Source organism: Achromobacter sp. FW305-C-13 (assembly GCF_058783475.1).
In genome coordinates this window covers 289,648-309,484 of the sequence record NZ_JBYSYN010000004.1, presented here as the reverse complement: position 1 = coordinate 309,484, position 19,837 = coordinate 289,648, and the positions used below count along the sequence as shown (strand labels likewise).

Here is a 19,837-nt window from a genome sequence, read left to right as displayed (position 1 = left end):
GGCCCGTCAGGCCACGCCCGCCATCGTCCGCAGTTGCGCCATGAGCGCGTCGGGGATGTCCACGCCGTGTTTGACCGCTTCGTCGCGCAGCTTGCGGCGGCGGTCGCCGGGCAGGCGCACGCCATCGTCCTCCAGCATGGCGTCGACCAGCGTTTCGACGCGCTCCAGATAGGTGTTGTTGCCGGCCAGCGCGCCGGGATCTATCGCCATGAAAGCCTGGCCCAGCCGGGCAGGGCCGCCCGCGTCGACGAAGAACGACTCTGTCTCGAAACCGAAGTGTGCGCCGGTCAGGGCGCAGGCCAGCAGTTCGACGATCAGCGCCAGCATCGCGCCCTTGACGCCGCCGGCGGGCAGCATGCTGCCCGCCAAGCCCGCCTTGGGGTCGGTCGTGGGTTGGCCGTCCGCGTCCAGCGCCCAGCCCAGCGGAATGGGCTGGTTGTCGCGCGCGGCGATCATCAGCTTGCCGCGCGCCACTTGCGACAGCGACAGGTCGATCACCAGGCGCGCGCCGTTCCGGCGCGGAAAGACCGCGGCGATAGGGTTGGTGCCGAAGAGCGGCCGCTTGCCGCCCCAGGCGGGCATGGCGGCCGGCGAGTTGCTGAGCGCCAGCGCCACCAGCCCGGCATCGGCCAAGGCTTCCAGGTGGTAGCCGGCTTCACCGAAATGGTGGCTGTTGGCGACGCCGATGAAGGCGATGCCGTGTTCGCGGGCGCGGGTGGCGGCCTCTTCTACGGCCAGGGCGCAGGCCGGAAACGCCAGGCCCGAACCCGCATCGATCAGCGCGGCGCCACCGCGCTCGTGCACGATGCGCGGCACGGCCGAACCGATGGCGCGGCCCGCGCGCAGGTGGCCGGCGTAAAACGGCACGCGCGACAGGCCATGGGAACTGAGGCCTTGGCTTTCCGCGAAGACCAGCGCGCGGGCGGTGCTGTCGGCCATCGCCGGGTTGGCGCCAGCGGCGGCCAGGCCGGCCGCCGCCAGGTGTTGAAGTTCGTCCAGATAGATGTGAGCCATATCCTTCCTGTCAGGGGGGCGCGCCGCGTTCGGTGGGGGACGCCGCCGGTAAAGCTATTGTCCCACCGGCCGGCGGGCTATGGCCGCGTTCACAAGCAGTGCTAGAATTCTTTTCGCAGTACAGATTGCATTACCCATATTTCGGCGCCGATTTGCCTGATCCGCTTGCGGGCGCCTTCCAATAAATCCAGCTAAAGAGGTCCGTATGACCACTCCTGCCCAACATTTGGCCGGTGATTCGGCCAGCGGGTTCGTTCCCGCAACCGTCACGACTTCCGACGCCGTTGATCCCGGTTCCGTCGGACTTGTCGCACCCACTTTCATCCGTTTCGATGAGCCGCTGCCGTTGCTTAGCGGCCAGTCGCTGGCCGCCTACGAACTTGCCGTGGAAACCTACGGCACGTTGAACGCCCAGCGCACCAACGCGGTCCTGATCTGCCATGCGCTCAATGCCTCGCACCATGTGGCGGGGCAAGCGGCGGACAACCCCAGCGACGTGGGGTGGTGGGACAACATGGTGGGCCCCGGCAAGCCGGTGGACACCAACATTTTCTTCGTGATCGGCGTCAACAACCTGGGCTCGTGCTTCGGGTCGACGGGCCCGGCCAGCATCAACCCCGCCACCGGCAAGCCCTGGGGCGCCGCGTTTCCGGTGCTGACGGTGGAAGACTGGGTGCGCGCGCAGGCCCGCGTGGCAGATCACTTCGGCATCGAACGCTTCGCGGCGGTGATGGGCGGCTCCCTGGGCGGCATGCAGGCCCTCAGCTGGGCCATCACCTTGCCCGATCGCGTGGCCAATTGCGTGGTGATCGCGAGCACGCCGCGCCTGTCGGCGCAGAACATCGGCTTCAATGAAGTCGCGCGCCGCGCCATCATCACCGACCCGGACTTCCACGGCGGCGACTACTACGCGCAAGACACCGTGCCGCGCCGCGGCCTGTCGGTGGCGCGCATGATCGGCCACATCACGTACCTGTCGGACGACGACATGGCCGAGAAATTCGGCCGCGCGCAGCGCGCGCCCGCCGAGAACGGCGCCTACCACTACGGTTACGACGTCGAGTTCGAGGTGGAGTCGTACCTGCGCTATCAGGGCGAAAAATTCACCCGCTACTTCGACGCTAACACCTATCTGCTGATCACGCGCGCACTGGATTATTTCGATCCTGCCCGCACGACCGGCGGCGATCTGGCGCGCGCGCTGGCGCCGGCCAAGTCCGACTTCCTGCTGGTGTCGTTTTCGACCGATTGGCGCTTTCCGCCCGAGCGCTCGCGCGAGATCGTGCGCGCGCTGCTGAAGAACGCCAGCCCCGTGACCTACGCCGAAATCGACGCGCCGCATGGCCACGACGCCTTCCTGCTGGAAGACGCGCGCTACCATGCCGTGGTTCGTGGCTATTACGAACGCATCGCGCGCGAGCTTGGGCTTGGCGGCGCTGCTGCCCCGACCGAAGGACGCTCTGAATGACCCCTGTGACCCCCCGCTATGCCCACAGCGCGCTGCGGCCCGACCTGGCGCGCATCGCCGGCTGGATCGAACCCGGCAGCCGCGTCCTGGACCTGGGCTGTGGCGACGGCGCGCTGTTGGCGCACCTGCGCGACCACCGCCAGGTGCGCGGCGCGGGCGTCGAACTGGATGACACCTGCGTGATCGCCTGCGTGCGCCGCGGCGTCGAAGTGATCCAGCAAAACCTGGAAGACGGCCTGGCGCTGTTCGACGACAAGCAGTTCGATACCGTCGTGCTGTCGCAGACTTTGCAGTCCATGCACCGCACCGAGCACATCCTGCGGGAAATGGCGCGCGTGGCGCGCTACGGCATCGTGTCGTTTCCCAACTTCGGTTATTGGCCGCACGGTTGGGCCATCCTGCGCGGCCGCATGCCGGTGACGGGCCAGATGCCCTACCAGTGGTACAACACGCCGAACATCCACCTGTGCACGCTGCGCGACTTTGAACAGTTGGCTGGCGTCGTGGACGTGCGCATCCTGGAGCGCGCGACCTTCAACGAAGGCCGCGAGGTGAAGCTGTTCCCCAGCTGGCGCAGCACGCTGGCGGTGTACCGCTTCGCGTCCCCCTGACATTCCGACACCGATCGTCCTGACGGCGCGGGCTGACTGGCCCTAAAATGCCGGGAAGCCCGCGGCGCAATGCCTGTTGCGCCGCGCCGGCTGAGTTTCAGGAGACCGTCATTACCGCTGTATCCAACGTCTACACCAGCCCCCGCGTGGCCCCCTTGCTGGTCCTGGGCTTTGCCAGCGGACTGCCGTTGGCCCTGACCAGCGGAACCTTGCAGGCCTGGGCCACCGTCGAAGGCGTGCCGCTGCAGGAAATCGGTTTCCTTACCCTGGTAGGCACCGCCTACACCATCAAATTCCTCTGGGCTCCGCTGGTCGACCGCTTTGTGCCGCCTTTGCTGGGGCGGCGCCGCGGCTGGATGCTGGTGACGCAATTGCTGCTGGCCGTGACCATCATGGCAATGGGCATGCTGTCGCCGTCGGCGGCGCTGATGCCGCTGGCCATGCTGGCCGTGCTGGTGGCCTTCCTGTCCGCCACGCAAGACATTGCGTTCGACGCCTATTGCACGGACGTGCTGCGCAAGGAGGAACGCGGCGCCGGCGCCGCCATCAAGGTAATGGGCTACCGGCTGGCCATGATCGCCTCCGGCGGGCTGGCGTTGATCCTGGCAGACCAGTGGATCGGCTGGGGCTACACCTATGTGCTGATGGGCGGCCTGATGCTGCTGTGCTCGGTGGCCACCTTGCTGGCGCCCGAACCCGAACACGTCGCCCGCGCGCCGCGCAGCCTGCGCGCGGCGGTCGGCGAACCGCTGCAGGAATTCTTCACGCGGCGCGGTGCGCTGGCGGTGTTGCTGCTGATCGTGCTGTACAAGCTGGGCGATGCCTTCGCCGGCGCCTTGTCCACCACTTTCCTGATCCGGGGCGCGGGCTTCACGCCGACCGAAGTCGGCACGGTGAACAAGGTGCTGGGGCTGGCCGCCACCATTGTGGGCGCGCTGGCGGGTGGATCGCTGATGTCGCGCTGGGGCCTGTACCGGTCGCTGATGGTCTTCGGCCTGCTGCAGGCCGTATCGAATCTGGCGTACTGGCTGATCGCGATCAGCCCGAAGAACTTGTGGCTGATGGCGACGGGCGTCGGCATCGAGAACCTGTGCGGCGGGCTGGGCACCGCGTCTTTCGTCGGATTGCTGATGGCGCTGTGCCGCCAGCGGTTCTCGGCCACGCAATTCGCGCTGCTGTCAGCGCTGTCGGCGGTGGGCCGCACCTACCTGGCCGGACCGCTCACGCCACCGCTGGTCGGATACATGGGTTGGCCGGGCTTTTTCCTGCTGACCGTGTTGATCGCATTGCCCGGCCTGGTGCTGCTGAAGGTCCTGCGCGGCACGATTGACACCATGGAACGGCAGGGCGACCAGGCATAACGGCGGATCAATCCCTTGCGATCGGTCCGTTCGGACGAAAAAAAGCGGCGCCCGATTCCTGGCGCCGCTTTTTTTATGCGTTGGCTTATTCCGTTTCGCTCAGCCGGACGATCAGCACGTCGCTGGGCAGGGATTCCAGCAGCCGTTCGGCCACGCTGCCGATGGCGGTGCGCAGGATGCCGGTGCGGCCGTGGGTGCCTGTCACGACCAGATCGGACCGGTGGTTGAACGAATATTCCGACAGCACCGTTTCGGGCTGGCCGGGTTCCAGCACGATGTTCGGGGTCAGGCCGGCCAGTTCCGGCGTGTCGGCCGTGAATTCCCGCGCGCTCTGCTCGGCGCCCTTGTAGAAGCTGCGTGTGATGGCGTCGTCGGGCACGGTCTTGCCCTGGAACGGCACGTCATAGGCGTGGAACAGCGTCAGGTTGGCATCGGGCACCAGTTGCAGCGCCGCGCGCAGGGCCTGGCGCGAGCCGGGCGAGAAGTCGGTGGCGACCAGTACGTCGTGATAGGGCTTGCGCGGACGCGTCTTGACCACCAGCACGGGCTGGCGCGCCTGGCGGGCCAGCTTTTCGACGGTGGTGCCCAGCAGCAGCCGGCCCAGCGTCTCGTCGCGGGCCGTTCCGGTGACGACCAGCGAGCAGCCGAAGCTGTCGGCGGTTTCCATGATGTGCGCCAGCGGATCCCCGGACACCACGACGACTTCGAACGGCACGTCGGCCGCGGCCAGGTCTTCGGCCAGCTCGCGTTCGGCCAGGGCCTTGTGGTCGGAGGACAGGCGCCGCCAGACCGGCGTGGTCAGGCGGGCCGACGTGGAATGGCTTTCCATGACGTGCAGGACGATCAGCTTGGTGTTGAGCGCTTTGGTGAGCTGCAGCGCGCGGTCCAGGGCGCGGTCGCCCCGCGCGCTCAGGTCCGTGGCCAACAGGATGGGGCCAGTTTGCTGTGTCATACGTTATCTCCCGGTTGACGCCAGGCTGTCGGCTCCCGCGTCCGCGTCGCCTGGCTGTTACCGCCCGTCAGGGCATGTCCCCATTGTCCCGCCGCGACGCGGGCCGGGGATTGATTGATATCAACGCACGGTCCAGCGTACGGGATGGGGCGCCGGCAGGCAATGGCGGCTTGCGCCAGATCAGGATCAATACAATGGGGCCTGCCGTATCCTGAGCCCGGCCCGTTCCGGCCCGATTACTGTCTTATCCCTGCCTTTCCCCATGTTCTCCGATATTTCCCCCGCCTTGCTGCATACGCTGTACCTCGTCGCCATCGTGGCCGAAGCCATGACCGCGGCGCTGTCGGCGGGCCGGCGCGACATGGACTGGATGGGCGTCTGCATCATCGCCTGCGTGACGGCGCTGGGCGGCGGGTCGCTGCGCGACGTGTTGCTGGGGCATTACCCGCTGACCTGGGTCGTCCACCCCGAATATCTGTGGATGACGGGCGGCGCCGCCATCCTGACCGCGCTGATCGCACCCGTCATGCGGCGCCTGCGCAGTGTGTTCCTGCTGGCCGACGCGCTGGGGCTGGTGGCGTTCACCGTCATCGGCTGCCAGGTGGCGCAGCTGATGCAGCTGCCGATCACGGTGGTGCTGATCAGCGGCATGATCACCGGGTGTGCAGGCGGGGTGCTGCGCGACGTGCTGTGCAACGAAGTGCCGCTGCTGTTCCGCAAGGAGCTGTACGCCAGCGTATCGGTCGTGACCGGGGCGCTGTACCTGGGCGGCCAGTCGCTGGGCCTGTCGGCCAATGCCGCGGTACCCCTGGCGCTGGCGGTCGGTCTGGCCTTGCGCCTGTTGGCCCTGCGCTTCAATTGGCAGATGCCGAAGTTCGTCTACCGCGACGATTGGCACTGATCCGCCGTCAAGGGCGTGTCAGGCGGCCGTTTCGCCTCTGCAACAATATTCTTATTTGTGTTTCAATAGATTTCTAGTATCTTCTCCCTGTCTCATACATGCATCGCGCAGTACAAGGGGAGCCGATTGGACGTCAAAGCGCCCGCCACGATTCCGTATTTCCTCCAGGAACAGATTCGTGAGTTGATAGTGGATGGCACTATCCGGCCCGGGCAGCCCTTGCGGGAGCAAGAACTGGAGCAGCGTTTCGGCACCAGCCGCAGCCCCATCCGGGAAGCGCTGCGGCTGCTGGAACTGAGCGGCCTGGTTACGCATATCCAACGCAAGGGCTTCAGGGTCACCCTCTATACCGAAACGCAGATCCGCCACCTGTACATGTTGCGCGCGGAGCTGGAGGCGTATTGCATCCGCCAGTTGGCGGACATGCGCGACCTGGCGCCGCTGGTGGCTGAATTGCGCAGTTATGACGACGCCATTGCGGCGGCGGTGGCCAAGCGCGACATCCGCGCCTGCATCGCGGCCTCGCGCGAGTTCTATCTGGCGGGGGCCCGCTACACGGGCAATACGCCGCTGACCAGCATGCTCAGCAAGCTCTACGAACAGGTGGAACCGCTGCGTTACCTGCTGGCCAGGCGCTCGATGGAAACCAACACCCTGCAGGTCTACACGCAGGGCATCACGCAAGCCCTGGCCGGCCGCGATTTCGAGCGCGCGGCCGAGTTGACGCGCAGCTATGTCGTGGAAGTGCTGCCCGGCATCCTGCAGTCGTACCGCGACGCGGCCGAACAGGCTGCCGAAGACCTGGCGCCGCGCTACGGCCGGGCCTGATCCGGCCGCCCGGTTCAACCCCAGTCGACCGGCCGGCCGGCGGGATTCAAACCCGGGCTGGCGTGCGGACCTCGATGCCCGCTTGTTCCAATGCCTGGCGGATGCCGTCGGCGAACAGCAGCGCGTTGGGCTGGTCGCCATGGATGCAGAGCGTGTCGGCCTGGACGGGCACGTCGCGCCCGTCGATGGAACGCACCTTGCCTTCGCGCACCATCCCCAGCACTTGCGCCACCGCGCGGTCAAGGTCTTCGATCATGGCGCCGGCGCGCGTGCGCGGCGTCAGCGAACCATCGTCCTGGTAGGAGCGGTCGGCGAACACCTCGCTGGCGGCTGCAAGGCCGATGGCAAGCGCCGCGTCGATCAGCTTGCTGCCCGCCAGTCCGTACAGGATCAGCGAGGCGTCCACATCCTTGACCGCCTGGCAGATGGCGCGCGACAGGCCCTCGTCGCGGGCGGCCATGTTGTACAGCGCGCCGTGCGCCTTCACATGGTGCAGCCGCGCGCCTTGCGAGGCCGCCACGCCGGCCAGCGCGCCGATCTGGTACACCACGATGTCATACGCTTCGTCCGGCGTGATCTGGATGACGCGGCGGCCAAACCCCGCCAGGTCCTGCAGGCTGGGATGCGCGCCTAGCGCTACGCCCTGCTTCAACGCCGCCGCGACCGTCTTGCGCATGGTGGCGGGATCGCCACCGTGAAAGCCACAGGCAATGTTGGCGGAGCTGACGTATTGCAGCACCGCCGCGTCGTTGCCCATGGTCCAGGCGCCATAGCTTTCGCCCATGTCGCAGTTCATATCGATGCGGGAGGTCATTGCGGTTTCCTTGTTGCCGGGGCCAGCAGCGCGCGTAGAGGCTCCAGCGCCACTTGCAGTTGGGTGAATGCGTGTTCGCGCTCGCCGTCCAGGCGTTGCGCCTCGTCCAGTTCGATCAGCTGGAAGCGCAGGGCCTGGCCGGGCGCGCACTGCGCCAGCGCGGGCAGATCCACGGTGGCGATCTGCGCAATCTTGGGATAGCCGCCCGTGGTCTGCCGGTCGGCCATGAGGATGATGGCTTCGCCGCCTGCAGGCACCTGCACGGTGCCGAAACTGGCAGCTTCCGACAGCATCTGGCGCGGCGTGTCCATGGACAGCGCCGGGCCCAGCAAGCGGTAGCCCATGCGGTCGGATTGGGGGCTGATGCGGAATTCCGCGTCGGTGAAAGCCTGCCGCGCGGCAGCCGAAAATGCGTCCCAGTGCCTGCCCGGCAGGAAACGGATGGCGCCGCGGCGCTGGCCGCGCAGCGTGCCGGGCAGATAGGCGCCGATATCCCATAGCGCCGACTGCAGCGCATCCAGGTCGTGTTCGGTGAGCGGCGCGCGCAGCGAGATCTGGTCGCCTTTGGCCAGCGCGCGGCCCTGGAATCCGCCGAAGCCGCTGCGCAGGTAGGTGGTTTCGCTGCCCATGACGGCGGGCAGCGCAAAGCCGCCGTGCACCGCCAGATAGCCGCGCGCGCCCACGGCCGGGCGGGCGCCGAAGGCGAGGGTATCGCCCGCGTGGGCCACCAGCGGGCGGTGTACCGGGATGTCCTGGCCATTGAGGGTCGCGCCCAGGTCGGCGCCAGCCAGCGCGAAGCATGCGGGCGCGTCAAAACGCAGCGTGGGGCCGATCAGGGTCATTTCCAGCGTGGCCGGGTCGTCGGCGTTGCCCGCCAGGGCGTTGGCCAGGCGGTGCGCGCGTTCGTCCATGGCGCCAGCGGCGGGGATGCCTTCATGCTGGTAGCCGTTGCGGCCGCGGTCCTGGAAGCTGGACAGCATGCCGGGCTTGATCACGGTCACGCTCATGGCCGGGCTTCCCGGATGCGGTCGAATTCCTGCGGGCTGATCGGCACGAATCGGACCGAATCACCGGGTTGAAGCAGGGAGGCGGGCTCGCGGGCGGGGTCGAACAGCGTCAACGGCGTGGCGCCGATGATGTTCCAGCCGCCGGGGAGCCGGTTCGGGTAGATCACGGTCTGCCGGTTGGCCACTGCCACGGCGCCGGTGGGCACCGCAGTGCGAGGCGAGGGGCGGCGCGGGATATTCAGTTTTTCGTCGTGCACGCCCAGGTAGGCGTGGCCCGGCGCAAAGCCCAGCATGAACACCATGCTGCGGGGTTGGCTGTGCAGGGCGATGATGTCGTCTGGCGTCACGCCGGCCGCGCGCGACACGTCGGGCAGGTCGGGGCCGTGCTCGCCGCCGTAGCAGACGGGGACGTCGATCTGGCGGCCGTCCAGGGCGTCGGCCGTGACGCCGTCGGCCAGCAAGGCGCCGATGCGGGCCGTCAGGCTGGCACAGGTGGGGCCGTTGCCCAGCCCGTCGGGCCGGTAATGCACCGCCACCGCGACGAACGAGGGCACCACATCGGTGACGCCGGGCAATCGCGCGTCGCGCAGTTTGCGCGCCGCGGCCAGACAGGTCCTGCCGATCGCGGCGTCGATCCGGTCACCGAAGGAAATGATCAGGCAGCGGTCGCCCTGAGGCAGGATGCGCCATGGGGTTTCGGCCGGAGAAGGGGGTTCTGAAAGAGCGTTCAACGGCGCGAAACCTCTAGGGGAGGATTACTTGGCGAACAAGGAATCCATGTTCTTGAAGGCCTTGAACTCCAGCGCGTTGCCCGACGGATCCAGGAAGAACATCGTGGCCTGCTCGCCCACTTCGCCCTTGAAGCGGATGTAGGGCTCGATGACGAATTCGGTGCCTGCGTCGATCAGGCGCTTGGACATGGCTTCCCATTGTTCCATGGAAAGCACGGCGCCGAAATGGCGAACCGGCACGTTGTGCGAGTCCACGGCACTGGTGGCCTTGTGGCCGCATTCGCTGGGCGCCAGGTGGGCGACGATCTGGTGGCCGTAGAAGTTGAAGTCGATCCATTCGGGCGAGCTGCGGCCCTCCGGACAGCCCAGCTTTTCGCCGTAGAAGGCGCGGGCTTCGGCCAGGTCGCGGACCGGGAAGGCCAGGTGGAACGGCGGCAGATTGGTTTGGGCGGTCATGAAAAACTCCGGGGCGTTCAAAAAGGTGATGGCTTGCGGCTGCCGCGGTGGCGGACGGCTTTTAGCACCAGGCCATAGTTTAGGTATTGTTTTTTTGATTGAAAAACGATATTTTTTGTGCCTTAGCATCAAAAATATTGATCGTGATCAAAGAGTTCAAAACCTTCATCGCCGTGGCGCGAGACGGGACATTCACCGGCGCAGGCACCCATCTGGGCCTGACGCAGTCGGCGGTCAGCGCCCAGATCAAGCGCCTGGAGGAATACCTGGGCGTCGAGCTTTTCGACCGCGGGGCGCGGGCCGCCGTGCTGAACGCCCATGGCCGCGAGATGCTGGCGCAGGCCGAAGAGCTGGTCGCGATGGCCGAACGCATGGTCACGACGGCGGGGGCGGGACAGGTCAGCGGGTCCTTGCGCATCGGCGCCATCGCCTCAGTGCAGCAGGACCTGCTGGTGGACGCGCTGGGGCGTTTCCGGGCCGTCTACCCGGAGGTGCGGGTGCGCATCGTGCCCGGCGTGTCGCTATCGCTGCTGGGGCAAGTGGATGCCGGCGAAGTGGATATGGCCGTGCTGATCCGCCCGCCGTTCACGCTGCCGCCCGAGCTGGGCTGGCACCGCCTGCTGAGCGAGCCCGTGATGCTGGCCGTGCCGGCATCCTTGCCGGACGCGCCCTGGCGCGAACTGCTGGCCGCGCAACCGTTCATCCGCTACGACCGGGCGTCGTTTGGCGGGCGGGTGGTAGATATTTTCTTGAAAAAGCACCGACTGAACGTGCACGAGGCGGTGGAGCTGGATGAGATCGAGGCCATCGCCAACATGGTGCGCCACGGCCTGGGCGTGGCCCTGCTGCCGAAACTGCGGCGCCTGGACATGACGGGCCTGCGGCTTGTGCCGCTGGGCGAACAGGCCTTCCACCGCGAAATCGGCATCATCGGCCGCCTGCCGTTCGACGCGGGCAGCGTGCGCGAAAAAATGGCGGAATGCCTGATGGCGGCGGCGGCCGACTAGCGGCGCCGCTCTGCGGGTGCTGCGCCGATGGAGAATTCACGGCGTGGACGTAGGATGGGTGGAGCGCGAGATCATCCGGCCAAGAACCCGGATGCCTGGCGCGCGTAACCCATCAAGCGGCGCCGCATTTCTTATCTGATTCAGCCAGAACACAACCGCCGCTTGATGGGTTACGCGCGTTCGAAAGCGGAGTCCTTGCATCAGGACTCCCGCGCTTCACCCATCCTACAGCCGGTCGCAGCGGACCGTGATGGGGTGGTTGCGCAGCGTGGCCATCACCACGTCGTCGACCTGGCCTTCCACGTCGGTGATCACGTAGCCGATCTGGCCCTTGGTCTGCAGGGTTTGGCTGACAATGTTCAGGCCGTGCTGCGCCATCAGGTTGTCCAGCGTGCCGAGCGCGCCCGGGGCGTTGCGGTGCACGTGCAGGATGCGCGTGGCGCCGGCCGGCTCCAGGTAGGGCAGTTCGGGGAAGTTGACCGCGCCCTTGGTCGTGCCGGCCTGCATGAAGCGCACCAGCTTCTCGGCCACTTCGCGGCCGATGTTCTCTTGCGATTCCTGCGTGCTGCCGCCGATGTGCGGGGTCAGGATGACGTTGGGCAGGCCGATCAGCGGGCTGGCCAGCGGTTCGTCCGCGCCCTTGGGCTCGGTGGGGAACACGTCCAGCGCGGCGCCGGCCAGGTGACCGGACTTCAAGGCGGCGTGCAGGGCGTCGATGTCCACCACCGTGCCGCGCGAGGCGTTGATCAGGATCGCGCCGCGCCGCATGCGGCCGATCGTTTCCGCGTTCATGATGTTTTCGGTGGACTTGCCGCCCGGCACATGCAGCGTCACCACGTCCGCCTGCTCCAGCAGGTCGTTGAGTGTCCCGGCGGGGCGGGCGTTGCCCAGCGGCAGCTTGGCTTCCACGTCGTGATAGATGACGCGCATGCCCAGGCCTTCGGCCAGGGTGCTGATCTGCGAACCGATATTGCCGTAGCCCACGATGCCCAGCGTCTTGCCGCGGGTTTCAAAGGCGCCCGAGGCGCTTTTATCCCAGTGGCCCAGATGCACGCGCGCATTCTTTTCCGGAATCCGGCGCAGCAGCAGGATGGCTTCGCCCAGCACCAGCTCGGCGACCGAGCGGGTGTTGGAGAACGGCGCGTTGAACACCGGGACGCCGCGCTGCATGGCGGAATCCAGGTCGACCTGGTTGGTGCCGATGCAGAAGCAGCCCACGACGCGCAGGTCCGGGCTGGACAGCAAGGCGGCGTCCAGGTGCGTGCGAGAACGGATCCCCGCCACGTGCACGCCACGCAGGGCTTCCTGCATTTGCGCCGGCGGCAGGGCCGCGGCGTGCGTGACGATGTCGGTGTAGCCGGCGGCTTCGAAGACCGCGCGCGCGCTCGGATGGATGTTCTCGAACAGGACGATTTTTGCCATGACTGCCAAGGGGTGGGTGAAGAATGCGTTTTATTTATTGTGGCGCATTTTTGCTGCAGTGCAAGGAGTAGCCATTGGGGCGGTGTGGATGAATTGTTTCAGCGGTACGCCTGGAAAACCTTGGCCCCGCCCCGCTTGTCCACCAGCAGCACGTCGTGCGGCGTCTTGCGGCCGCCGTATTCGGGGCCGTCCATGCCAGGCGAGCCCAGCGGCATGCCCGGGGCGGCCAGGCCGGCGGCGTCAGGCTTTTCCAAGAGCAGGCGGCGCACGTCGCTGGCGGGCACGTGGCCTTCCAGCGCATAGCCGTCCACCACCGCGGTATGGCACGATCCGTAATCGGCCATGCCCGCGTTGCGGCGGATGGGGCCGGTGTCCTGCACATCGTGCGTGGTGACGGCAAAGCCGTTGTCGCGCATGTGCTTGACCCAGTCTTCGCAGCAGCCGCAGGTGGGCGTCTTCCAGACTTCGACCTTGGCGGGTGTTTGCGCGGTGGCGAAGGCGGGGGCGCAAAGGGCCGCGGCCAGGGCCAGGCGGCGCGTGATACGGGAAATGTTCATGAGGCTCCTTATTGATATGAGGGGCGTGGCGCCGGGTCAGAACCAGAACCGGACGCCCGCCATGACGGCCGTCTGGGACCGGCTGGCTCCGGCGTCCGACGCATAGCTGGCGGTCTGGCCGAACTTCCGTTCAAAGGAGACGCCGACGTAAGGGGCGAACTCCCGCGTGACCTCATAGCGTAGCCGCAAAGAGAGCGACCCTGTCGACAGGCCCGATCCGATGCCGCGTTCGGGGTCGCGCTTGCCGTACAGGCTGGCCTCGAGTTCCGGTGTGAATATCAGGCGCTGGGTCAGCAACAGGTCGTATTCGGCCTTCACCGCCAGCGCCGTGCGGCCGGACGATCCCACATAGGCGGTGGTCTCCAGTTCGATGTTGTAGGGCAGCAGGCCTTCGATGCCGACGGCGGCCCAGTTGCGCTTGGGGCCGGTGCCGATGTCCCGGCGGGCGCCCAGCTGCAGGTCCCAGAAGGGCGCTACGGCGTGGCTCCAGAAGGCTTCTACCTTGCCGTCCGAGCCGCCGCCGTTTTCGCGTTCGCCTTCGCTCTTGATAAGCAGGCGGTCGGTGGCCGAGCCGACCCAGAAGCGGCCGTCCCAGTCCAGGGCGTTTTCGCCGTCGCGGTTGCGCGTGACGCCGAACTTGTCGAACAGCACTTGCCAGGTGGACGCGTTGTCCATCATGTGGGGGTGGATGCCGTAGCTGTCGTAGCCGCGTTCGCCCGCGCCATCGCTCGTCGGCAGGCTGCCGATGGGCGGCGCGTCCGAGGCGGGGGCGGCGCCATGCCCCATCGCGGCGTGATCCATGGCGGCAGGCGCCGGCGCGGGGCTCATGGCACCGTGATCCATGCGGGGCATGCTGGAATGGTCCATCGCGCCGTGATCCATGGCCGCGGGTTGCGCGTGGGCGCCGGCGGCGCCCAGTGTCAGGGCAAGGGCGCAGGCGCCCAGCAGGTTGCGTTGCGTCGTCATCGCTTACTCCACCACGACCGCTCTGAACATGCCGGCCTCCATGTGATACAGCAGGTGGCAGTGGTAAGCCCAGTGCCCGCGTGCATCGGCGCTGACGCGATAGCTCAGCCGTTGCGCCGGATTGAGGGTGATCGTGTGCTTGCGCACCTGGAAGGCGCCGTCGGGCGACTCCAGGTCGCTCCACAACCCGTGTAGATGGATCGGGTGCGTCATCATGGTGTCGTTGACCAGCACGAAGCGCACGCGTTCGCCATAGCGCAGCACGATGGGCTTGGCGTCTGAGAAATTCACGCCGTTGAATGACCACATGTAGCGTTCCATGTTGCCCGTCAGGTGCAGTTCGATTTCACGGGACGGCGCGCGGTTGTCCTCGGGTTCGCGGATGGAGTGCAGGTCTGCGTAGGTCAGCACGCGCCGGCCGTTGTCGCGCAGCCCCACGCCCGGGTCATCCAGCCGCGTCGACACCACGTCTGGCAGCATGGAATTGCTGACGCCGCGCTCGGTCGGGTAGGGGTGTTTGACCTCGACCATGCCGCCTTGCCCCGCGGGTGCAGCCCCGTGGCTGCCGTGGTCCATGCCGGGCATGCTGCCCATGTCATGCGCCATGCCCATGTCCATCATGCCGAGCAATTGCACGCGGTCCAGCGCGGGCACGTCGGCCTGCATGCCGGCGCGCGGCGCCAGCGTGGCGCGGGCAAAGCCCGAACGGTCCATCGCCTGAGAGAAGATCGTGTAGGCGCGCTCGTCCTGCGGTTCGACGATCACGTCATAGGTTTCGGCCACGCCGATCCGGAATTCCTCCACGTCCACGGGCCGCACGTCCTGGCCGTCGGCGGCCACCACCGTCATCTTCAGGCCGGGGATGCGCACGTCGAAGTACGTCATTGCCGACCCGTTGATGAAGCGCAGCCGGATGCGTTCGCCCGGCTTGAACAATCCGGTCCAGTTGCCCGCGGGCGTGGCGCCGTTGGTCAGGTAGGTGTAGGTGGCGCCGGACACGTCCGCCAGGTCCGTCGGCGTCATGCGCATCTGTTCCCACATCAGCCGTTCAGAGAGCGCGGCGCGCCAGCCGCGTTCCTGCGCGTCCGCGGCCAGGCTCTGGACGCTGGGCTGGATGCGGTTGTAGTACTCGGGCATCACCTTGAGCTTGTTGAAGAGCCGCATCGGGTCTTCGTCCGTCCAGTCCGACAGCAGCACCGTGTAGTCGCGATCGGATGCGATGGGATCGCGGCGGCGTGGATCGATGACGATGGCGCCGTACAGGCCGGTTTGCTCTTGAAAGCCCGAATGGCTGTGATACCAGTACGTACCGCTTTGGCGCACCGCGAAGCGGTAAGTAAACGTCTGGCCCGGATCGATGCCGGGAAAGCTCAGGCCCGGCACGCCGTCCATCTCGGTCGGCAGCAGGATGCCGTGCCAGTGGATGGAGGTCTGCTCACGCAGCCGGTTGGTGACGTGCAGGGTCACCGTGTCGCCTTCGCGCCAACGCAGGAGGGGGGCGGGCAGTTGGCCGTTGACGGTGGTGCCGATGCGGGCGGCGCCCGTGAAGTTCACGGGCGTTTCGCCGATCTCCAGATGGAATTCGGAACCGCGCAATTCGTTGGCGGGCGCGGGCGAGGCCAACGCGGCGCGCCAGCCGCCAAGAGCGGCCAGCGCGCCGCCGGCGGCCAGGCCCTGCACGAAACGGCGGCGGGCAAGCGGGGGAAGGGTGCTCATGGAAGAAAGGCGTCGGGCATCAAAGCACCGACACCGCTCCCTTCATGCCGGCGCTGTAGTGGCCCGGTTCGAGGCAGCCGAAGGACACCGTGCCCGCCTTGTCGAAGCGCCAGACGATCTGGCCGGTCTTGCCCGCGTCCAGCGACACCGCGTTCGCCTCTTCGTGGCGCATGCCGGGGTCTTTCATCATCATGTCGTAGTGCGCCTTCAGGTCGGCGTCGGTGCCCAGCACCAGCTCGTGGCGGATCTTTCCCGAATTGCGCACGTTGATGCGCACGGTCTCGCCCGCCTTGACCTCGATGCGGTCGGGCGTGAAGCGCATGGCGTCAGTCATGTCGACATCGATGGTGCGCGTGGCGCGGGCGGCGTCGCCCGGCTTGCCGATGGGCGTGGACGCGGCCGGCATGGACATGCCGTGGCCGGCGTGCTCGCCCGCGGCTTGCGCGGCGCCGGCGACCAGCAGGGCCAGCGCGGCGGCTTGGGTGAAGCGGATCAGGGTGTCTTTCACGAGAATCCTTGGAAAGGGGGGATCGTGATGACACTGTAGGAAAGCCGGGGTGACCCGATTCTGTCGTCCGGATTACGGTTTTGTAATGTTCCCGGAGGCTGCCGGCGGCACGGGCCCGCGCAAGGTGATGCCCACGATCGTGCCGCGGGCATCGGACACCGCGTCCACGTCGCCGCCGTGCATGCGGGCGATGGCGCGCACGATGGCCAGGCCCAGGCCGTGGCCTTCGCTGCGCGGCGCGCGTGTCTGGCCCGACCGGAAGAAGCGGTCGAAAATGCGGGGCAGGTCGGCGGGCGGAATGGGCGCACCGGGGTTCTGCACTTCCACCCGCGCGCCCGACGGCGACCCCGAGCAGCGCAGCACGATGTCGTGACCCGCGGGCGTGGCCTTGATGGCGTTGGAGATCAGGTTGGCCAGGGCGCGGCGCACCAGGCCGGAATTGGCGGTCACCGTGGCGTCGCCTTCGCAGCGCAGGCGCACGCCATGTTCCTCCAGCGTGGCTTCGTAGTATTCGGCCACGCGCCGGGCCTCGGCGGCGAGCGACACCGGGGCCAGGTCGGCGGCCAGTTCGCCGCGGTCCGCGCGCGCCAGGAACAGCATGTCGTTGACCAGCTTTTTCAGGTCTTCAAGCTCTTCCAGATTGGATTCCAGGGCGTCGCGCAATTCAGCGGCGTCTCGCGGCGACGACAGCATGACCTGGGCGCCGTTGATGAGCGTGGCCAGCGGCGTGCGCAGCTCGTGCGCGACGTCGGCATTGAAACCTTCCATCTGCTGGTAGGCCGTCTGCAGGCGCTCCAGCGTGCGGTTGAACGAACGCACCAGTTCGTACAGTTCGCGGTCGGTGTCTTCCAGCGGCAGGCGCCGCGCCAGGTTGTCGGGCTGGATGCGCGCGGCCTGCTCCGACAGCCGGCGCGTGGGCGCCATGCTGCGGCGCACGGCCCAGGCGGCCAGCACTACCGTCGCGCCTATCCATAGCGCGCAGATCAGCACCAGGGCCGTGCCGTAGGCATACAGAAACTGCGAACTGGTACGCGTGCTGACCGCCACGGTCAGTTGCGCGCCCGGCAGGATGCGGTCGTTCATGGCGACCCGCAGGCCTCGCATCCGTCCGCCGTCCGCCGCCTGCAGGACGACCTGCTTGCCGTCCACGGTGTCCAGCGTTTCGGGGGCAGGGCCGCCATAGACGGCCTTGCCCTGGGCGTCCACGATCCAGATGCCCAGCTGGCCCTGGCCGGCGCGCATCTCGTCGAACGTGGCGGCCAGGTCTTGCAGGCCGCTGGCGCTGTTCTGCATGTCGATCAGGTGGTCGATCAGTTCCAGCTTGCCGTTGACCTCGGTGATTTCCTGGCGCTCGACTTCGCGCTTGAGCGCCCAGAACAAGGTGGCGCCGGCCAGGCTGGAGACCAGCAGCGCGATGGCGCCCAGCAACAGGGTCAGCCGCGCCTGCATCGAACGCACGCGCGGCGGCTTCATTCGGGACGTGACTCCAGCACGTAACCCATCCCGCGCACGGTGTGCAGCAGCTTCGCGTCGAACGGATCATCCAGTTTGCTGCGCAGGCGGCGTACCGCGACGTCGATGACGTTGGTGTCGCTGTCGAAGTTCATGTCCCAGACCTGTTCGGCCAGCGTGGTGCGCGACAGCACTTGGCCCTGGCGGCGCAGCAGCAGCGCCAGCAGGCTGAATTCCTTGGCGGTCAGGTCCAGCCGGCGGCCGCCGCGCTGGGCACGCCGGCGCGCCAGATCCAGCTCCAGGTCGGCCAGGCGCAGCAAGGTGGGCTCTTGCGTGCGACCGCGGCGCAGCAGCGCCTGCACGCGCGCCAGCAATTCCGAAAACGCGAAGGGCTTGACCAGGTAGTCGTCGGCGCCGCCTTCCAGGCCGCGCACGCGGTCTTCCACCGCGTCGCGCGCAGTCAGCATCAGGATGGGGGTGTCTTTCTGCGCGCGGACGGACGCCAGGATGCCGAAGCCATCGACGCCCGGCAGCATCACGTCCAGCACGATCAGGTCGTATTCGCCTTCCAGCGCCAGATGCAGGCCGTCCACGCCGTCGCGGGCTAGGTCCACGACATGGCTTTGTTCCGACAGTCCCTTCTTCAGGTAGTCGGCCAGTTTGGGTTCGTCTTCGATGACCAGGATGCGCATGGCCCGGAATTTACCATCCGCGCCGGACGGCGCGGAGGGTTCCAACGTGGCAACGTTTACGCGGGCTCGTCGATGGCGATGCGCTCGGCGGGGAAGCGCAGCGCGAAGACGCTGCCCTTGCCCGGTTCGCTGGTGATGAGCAGTTCGGCGTCGTGGCGCATGGCGATGTGCTTGGTGATCGCCAGGCCCAGGCCCGTGCCGCCCACGGCGCGCGAGCGGCCGCGGTCCACGCGGTAGAAGCGTTCGGTCAGGCGTGGCAGGTGGCGTGCGGGAATGCCGATGCCCGTGTCCTGCACGCTGTAGCGCGCGCCGCCGTCGGCTTCGCGTTCCCAGCGCACGGTGATCGTGCCGCCGTCCGGCGTGTAGCGCACGGCGTTGGTCAGCAGGTTCGACAGCGCGGAGGTCAGCTCGGTTTCGGCGCCCAGCACGTCCAGCGTGTCGTCGATGTGCCACTCCAGAACATGGCGTCCGCCCGACAGCGCCTCGATCTGCTGGCGCGCCTTCTGCAGCAGCGCGCCCATATTGATGGCGCGCGGGTCGCTGCCCGGCGACGATTCCAGCGTGGACAAGGTCAGCAGGTCTTCCACGATGGCCTGCATGCGCTGGGCCTGCTCGTGCATCATGTCGATGTACTGCGCCCGCTGTTCTTCGGGCAGGGCGTCGGCCGGCATGTCGCGCAGCGTTTCCAGGAACCCCGCCAGCACGGTCAGCGGCGTGCGCAGTTCGTGCGAGACGTTGGCCACGAAGTCGCGGCGCGTGGTTTCCAGGCGTTCGATCTGCGTGACGTCCCGGGTGATGAGCAGGCGCTGATTGCTGGCGTATGCCGTCAACTGCATCATCATCAGGCGTTCCTGGCCGTTCTGGCCCAGGCGCACCAGGATCGGCTCAGGCCAGGCAGGCCGGTGCGCATATTCCACGAACTCCGGCGCGCGCAGCAGGTTCAACAGGTTATGGCCGCGGTCGGCCGGCAGGCGCAGGCCCAGGTGCTGGCGCGCCATGCGGTTGCACCAGTCGATCTGGAAGTCGGCGTTCAGGGTGACTGCGCCGTCCGGCAAGGCCTGGGCAGCGGCCAGCATGCCTTGCATGGTGTCGCGGGTTTCGGCCAGTTCGCGGGCACGGGCGCGGGTGTAGCGGTAGAGGGGGGCGAGGATGTCGTCCCAGGGCCCGACGGAGGCGGGGGGAGAGGTGTCCGGGTGGTTGGCCCAATGGGAGACCAGCGTCAGCCTCCAGCTGCGCCAAAGCAGCATGGCGGTCAGCGCGGCCGAAAACACTATCCAGCCCAACGGGTCTCCTATGAGCCATTGCGCCAGTAATGAAACCACCGCCCACAGGGCGACCAGGAAAAGTGTGCGCAGCCAGATCATCGTGCGGGAG

General features: G+C 67.4%; 20 protein-coding genes and 1 riboswitch. Of the genes, 6 read left to right on the top strand and 14 right to left on the bottom strand.

Going from position 1 to position 19,837, the window contains the following annotated elements:
- Nucleotides 1-6: 6 nt before the first annotated feature.
- Nucleotides 7-1,014 carry an Ldh family oxidoreductase gene (locus AC3WMU_RS25025; RefSeq protein WP_088591000.1) on the bottom strand — a complete coding sequence of 336 codons (1,008 nt, stop codon included), beginning with the start codon at nucleotides 1,012-1,014 and terminating at the stop codon, nucleotides 7-9.
- Nucleotides 1,015-1,148: 134 nt separating this feature from the next.
- Nucleotides 1,149-1,230, top strand: a riboswitch (SAM riboswitch).
- Here AC3WMU_RS25025 and metX point away from each other — a divergent pair.
- The 3 genes from metX (at nucleotide 1,220) to AC3WMU_RS25010 (ending at nucleotide 4,454) form a co-directional block, all read left to right on the top strand.
- On the top strand, nucleotides 1,220-2,482 hold the full coding sequence (metX, locus tag AC3WMU_RS25020) for a homoserine O-succinyltransferase MetX (RefSeq protein WP_006227215.1): 1,263 nt from the start codon (nucleotides 1,220-1,222) through the stop codon (nucleotides 2,480-2,482). It overlaps the preceding riboswitch by 11 nt.
- Entirely contained in the window at nucleotides 2,479-3,093 is a 615-nt protein-coding gene (gene metW, locus AC3WMU_RS25015) for a methionine biosynthesis protein MetW (RefSeq protein WP_006227214.1), read from the top strand. The genes metX and metW overlap by 4 nt, the downstream gene beginning before the upstream one ends.
- 47 nt (nucleotides 3,094-3,140) lie before the next feature.
- Nucleotides 3,141-4,454, top strand: a complete 1,314-nt coding sequence (locus tag AC3WMU_RS25010) for a muropeptide transporter (protein WP_267880232.1) — start codon at nucleotides 3,141-3,143, stop codon at nucleotides 4,452-4,454.
- An 85-nt stretch (nucleotides 4,455-4,539) separates the two neighbouring features.
- Here AC3WMU_RS25010 and AC3WMU_RS25005 read toward each other — a convergent pair whose 3' ends face one another.
- Nucleotides 4,540-5,406, bottom strand: a complete 867-nt coding sequence (locus tag AC3WMU_RS25005) for a universal stress protein (protein WP_492283110.1) — start codon at nucleotides 5,404-5,406, stop codon at nucleotides 4,540-4,542.
- A gap of 262 nt (nucleotides 5,407-5,668) precedes the next feature.
- Here AC3WMU_RS25005 and AC3WMU_RS25000 point away from each other — a divergent pair, with 262 nt between their 5' ends.
- Nucleotides 5,669-6,307: a trimeric intracellular cation channel family protein gene (locus AC3WMU_RS25000; RefSeq protein ID WP_035214041.1), complete on the top strand. Its 639-nt coding sequence runs from the start codon at nucleotides 5,669-5,671 to the stop codon at nucleotides 6,305-6,307.
- 126 nt (nucleotides 6,308-6,433) lie between these two features.
- Complete coding sequence (locus tag AC3WMU_RS24995) at nucleotides 6,434-7,135, top strand: GntR family transcriptional regulator (protein ID WP_006227210.1); 702 nt, start codon at nucleotides 6,434-6,436, stop codon at nucleotides 7,133-7,135.
- Nucleotides 7,136-7,181: 46 nt separating this feature from the next.
- On the opposite strand, the gene AC3WMU_RS24990 is transcribed toward AC3WMU_RS24995, so the two are convergent.
- From AC3WMU_RS24990 to AC3WMU_RS24975, 4 genes are read right to left on the bottom strand one after another with little or no spacing between them, the layout of a single operon-like run.
- Nucleotides 7,182-7,949, bottom strand: coding sequence for a LamB/YcsF family protein (locus AC3WMU_RS24990; protein WP_492283109.1), 768 nt, complete (start codon nucleotides 7,947-7,949; stop codon nucleotides 7,182-7,184).
- The gene (locus tag AC3WMU_RS24985; RefSeq protein ID WP_492283108.1) at nucleotides 7,946-8,956 is read right to left on the bottom strand and encodes a 5-oxoprolinase subunit C family protein; all 1,011 of its coding nucleotides are present in this window, start codon (nucleotides 8,954-8,956) and stop codon (nucleotides 7,946-7,948) included. Before AC3WMU_RS24985 ends, AC3WMU_RS24990 begins: the two co-directional genes overlap by 4 nt.
- Nucleotides 8,953-9,687, bottom strand: a complete 735-nt coding sequence (pxpB, locus tag AC3WMU_RS24980) for a 5-oxoprolinase subunit PxpB (protein ID WP_492283107.1) — start codon at nucleotides 9,685-9,687, stop codon at nucleotides 8,953-8,955. The genes AC3WMU_RS24985 and pxpB overlap by 4 nt, the downstream gene beginning before the upstream one ends.
- Nucleotides 9,688-9,711: 24 nt before the next feature.
- Nucleotides 9,712-10,143, bottom strand: coding sequence for a VOC family protein (locus tag AC3WMU_RS24975; RefSeq protein WP_088590995.1), 432 nt, complete (start codon nucleotides 10,141-10,143; stop codon nucleotides 9,712-9,714).
- Nucleotides 10,144-10,286: 143 nt separating this feature from the next.
- Between AC3WMU_RS24975 and AC3WMU_RS24970 the strand changes: the two genes are divergently transcribed.
- The gene (locus tag AC3WMU_RS24970; RefSeq protein WP_035214059.1) at nucleotides 10,287-11,150 is read left to right on the top strand and encodes a LysR family transcriptional regulator; all 864 of its coding nucleotides are present in this window, start codon (nucleotides 10,287-10,289) and stop codon (nucleotides 11,148-11,150) included.
- A 225-nt stretch (nucleotides 11,151-11,375) separates the two neighbouring features.
- On the opposite strand, the gene serA is transcribed toward AC3WMU_RS24970, so the two are convergent.
- The 8 genes from serA to phoR form a co-directional block, all read right to left on the bottom strand.
- Nucleotides 11,376-12,572: a phosphoglycerate dehydrogenase gene (gene serA / locus AC3WMU_RS24965; protein ID WP_454676080.1), complete on the bottom strand. Its 1,197-nt coding sequence runs from the start codon at nucleotides 12,570-12,572 to the stop codon at nucleotides 11,376-11,378.
- A gap of 98 nt (nucleotides 12,573-12,670) precedes the next feature.
- Nucleotides 12,671-13,129 (bottom strand): DUF411 domain-containing protein, encoded by a 459-nt coding sequence (locus tag AC3WMU_RS24960; RefSeq protein WP_492283106.1) that lies wholly within the window; start codon nucleotides 13,127-13,129, stop codon nucleotides 12,671-12,673.
- Between the two features lie 36 nt (nucleotides 13,130-13,165).
- Complete coding sequence (locus AC3WMU_RS24955; RefSeq protein WP_424626644.1) at nucleotides 13,166-14,095, bottom strand: copper resistance protein B; 930 nt, start codon at nucleotides 14,093-14,095, stop codon at nucleotides 13,166-13,168.
- A gap of 3 nt (nucleotides 14,096-14,098) precedes the next feature.
- Nucleotides 14,099-15,811: a copper resistance system multicopper oxidase gene (locus AC3WMU_RS24950; RefSeq protein WP_427939412.1), complete on the bottom strand. Its 1,713-nt coding sequence runs from the start codon at nucleotides 15,809-15,811 to the stop codon at nucleotides 14,099-14,101.
- A gap of 19 nt (nucleotides 15,812-15,830) precedes the next feature.
- Nucleotides 15,831-16,319: a cupredoxin domain-containing protein gene (locus AC3WMU_RS24945; RefSeq protein ID WP_006227200.1), complete on the bottom strand. Its 489-nt coding sequence runs from the start codon at nucleotides 16,317-16,319 to the stop codon at nucleotides 15,831-15,833.
- 72 nt (nucleotides 16,320-16,391) lie between these two features.
- Nucleotides 16,392-17,792, bottom strand: a complete 1,401-nt coding sequence (locus AC3WMU_RS24940; protein ID WP_492283105.1) for a heavy metal sensor histidine kinase — start codon at nucleotides 17,790-17,792, stop codon at nucleotides 16,392-16,394.
- Nucleotides 17,789-18,463, bottom strand: a complete 675-nt coding sequence (locus tag AC3WMU_RS24935) for a heavy metal response regulator transcription factor (protein ID WP_006227198.1) — start codon at nucleotides 18,461-18,463, stop codon at nucleotides 17,789-17,791. Before AC3WMU_RS24935 ends, AC3WMU_RS24940 begins: the two co-directional genes overlap by 4 nt.
- Nucleotides 18,464-18,519: 56 nt before the next feature.
- Entirely contained in the window at nucleotides 18,520-19,827 is a 1,308-nt protein-coding gene (gene phoR / locus AC3WMU_RS24930; RefSeq protein WP_035214040.1) for a phosphate regulon sensor histidine kinase PhoR, read from the bottom strand.
- Nucleotides 19,828-19,837: the final 10 nt, after the last annotated feature.

Coding starts and splice junctions, on each gene's coding strand:
- AC3WMU_RS24960 (WP_492283106.1), bottom strand. CDS start 13,129: ATGAACATTTCCCGTATCACGCGCCGCCTGGCCCTGGCCGCGGCCCTT.
- AC3WMU_RS24940 (WP_492283105.1), bottom strand. CDS start 17,792: ATGAAGCCGCCGCGCGTGCGTTCGATGCAGGCGCGGCTGACCCTGTTG.
- AC3WMU_RS24985 (WP_492283108.1), bottom strand. CDS start 8,956: ATGAGCGTGACCGTGATCAAGCCCGGCATGCTGTCCAGCTTCCAGGAC.
- AC3WMU_RS24975 (WP_088590995.1), bottom strand. CDS start 10,143: ATGACCGCCCAAACCAATCTGCCGCCGTTCCACCTGGCCTTCCCGGTC.
- AC3WMU_RS25000 (WP_035214041.1), top strand. CDS start 5,669: ATGTTCTCCGATATTTCCCCCGCCTTGCTGCATACGCTGTACCTCGTC.
- AC3WMU_RS25010 (WP_267880232.1), top strand. CDS start 3,141: ATGCCGGGAAGCCCGCGGCGCAATGCCTGTTGCGCCGCGCCGGCTGAG.
- serA (WP_454676080.1), bottom strand. CDS start 12,572: ATGGCAAAAATCGTCCTGTTCGAGAACATCCATCCGAGCGCGCGCGCG.
- metW (WP_006227214.1), top strand. CDS start 2,479: ATGACCCCTGTGACCCCCCGCTATGCCCACAGCGCGCTGCGGCCCGAC.
- metX (WP_006227215.1), top strand. CDS start 1,220: ATGACCACTCCTGCCCAACATTTGGCCGGTGATTCGGCCAGCGGGTTC.
- AC3WMU_RS24990 (WP_492283109.1), bottom strand. CDS start 7,949: ATGACCTCCCGCATCGATATGAACTGCGACATGGGCGAAAGCTATGGC.
- AC3WMU_RS24955 (WP_424626644.1), bottom strand. CDS start 14,095: ATGACGACGCAACGCAACCTGCTGGGCGCCTGCGCCCTTGCCCTGACA.
- AC3WMU_RS25025 (WP_088591000.1), bottom strand. CDS start 1,014: ATGGCTCACATCTATCTGGACGAACTTCAACACCTGGCGGCGGCCGGC.
- AC3WMU_RS25005 (WP_492283110.1), bottom strand. CDS start 5,406: ATGACACAGCAAACTGGCCCCATCCTGTTGGCCACGGACCTGAGCGCG.
- AC3WMU_RS24935 (WP_006227198.1), bottom strand. CDS start 18,463: ATGCGCATCCTGGTCATCGAAGACGAACCCAAACTGGCCGACTACCTG.
- AC3WMU_RS24950 (WP_427939412.1), bottom strand. CDS start 15,811: ATGAGCACCCTTCCCCCGCTTGCCCGCCGCCGTTTCGTGCAGGGCCTG.
- phoR (WP_035214040.1), bottom strand. CDS start 19,827: ATGATCTGGCTGCGCACACTTTTCCTGGTCGCCCTGTGGGCGGTGGTT.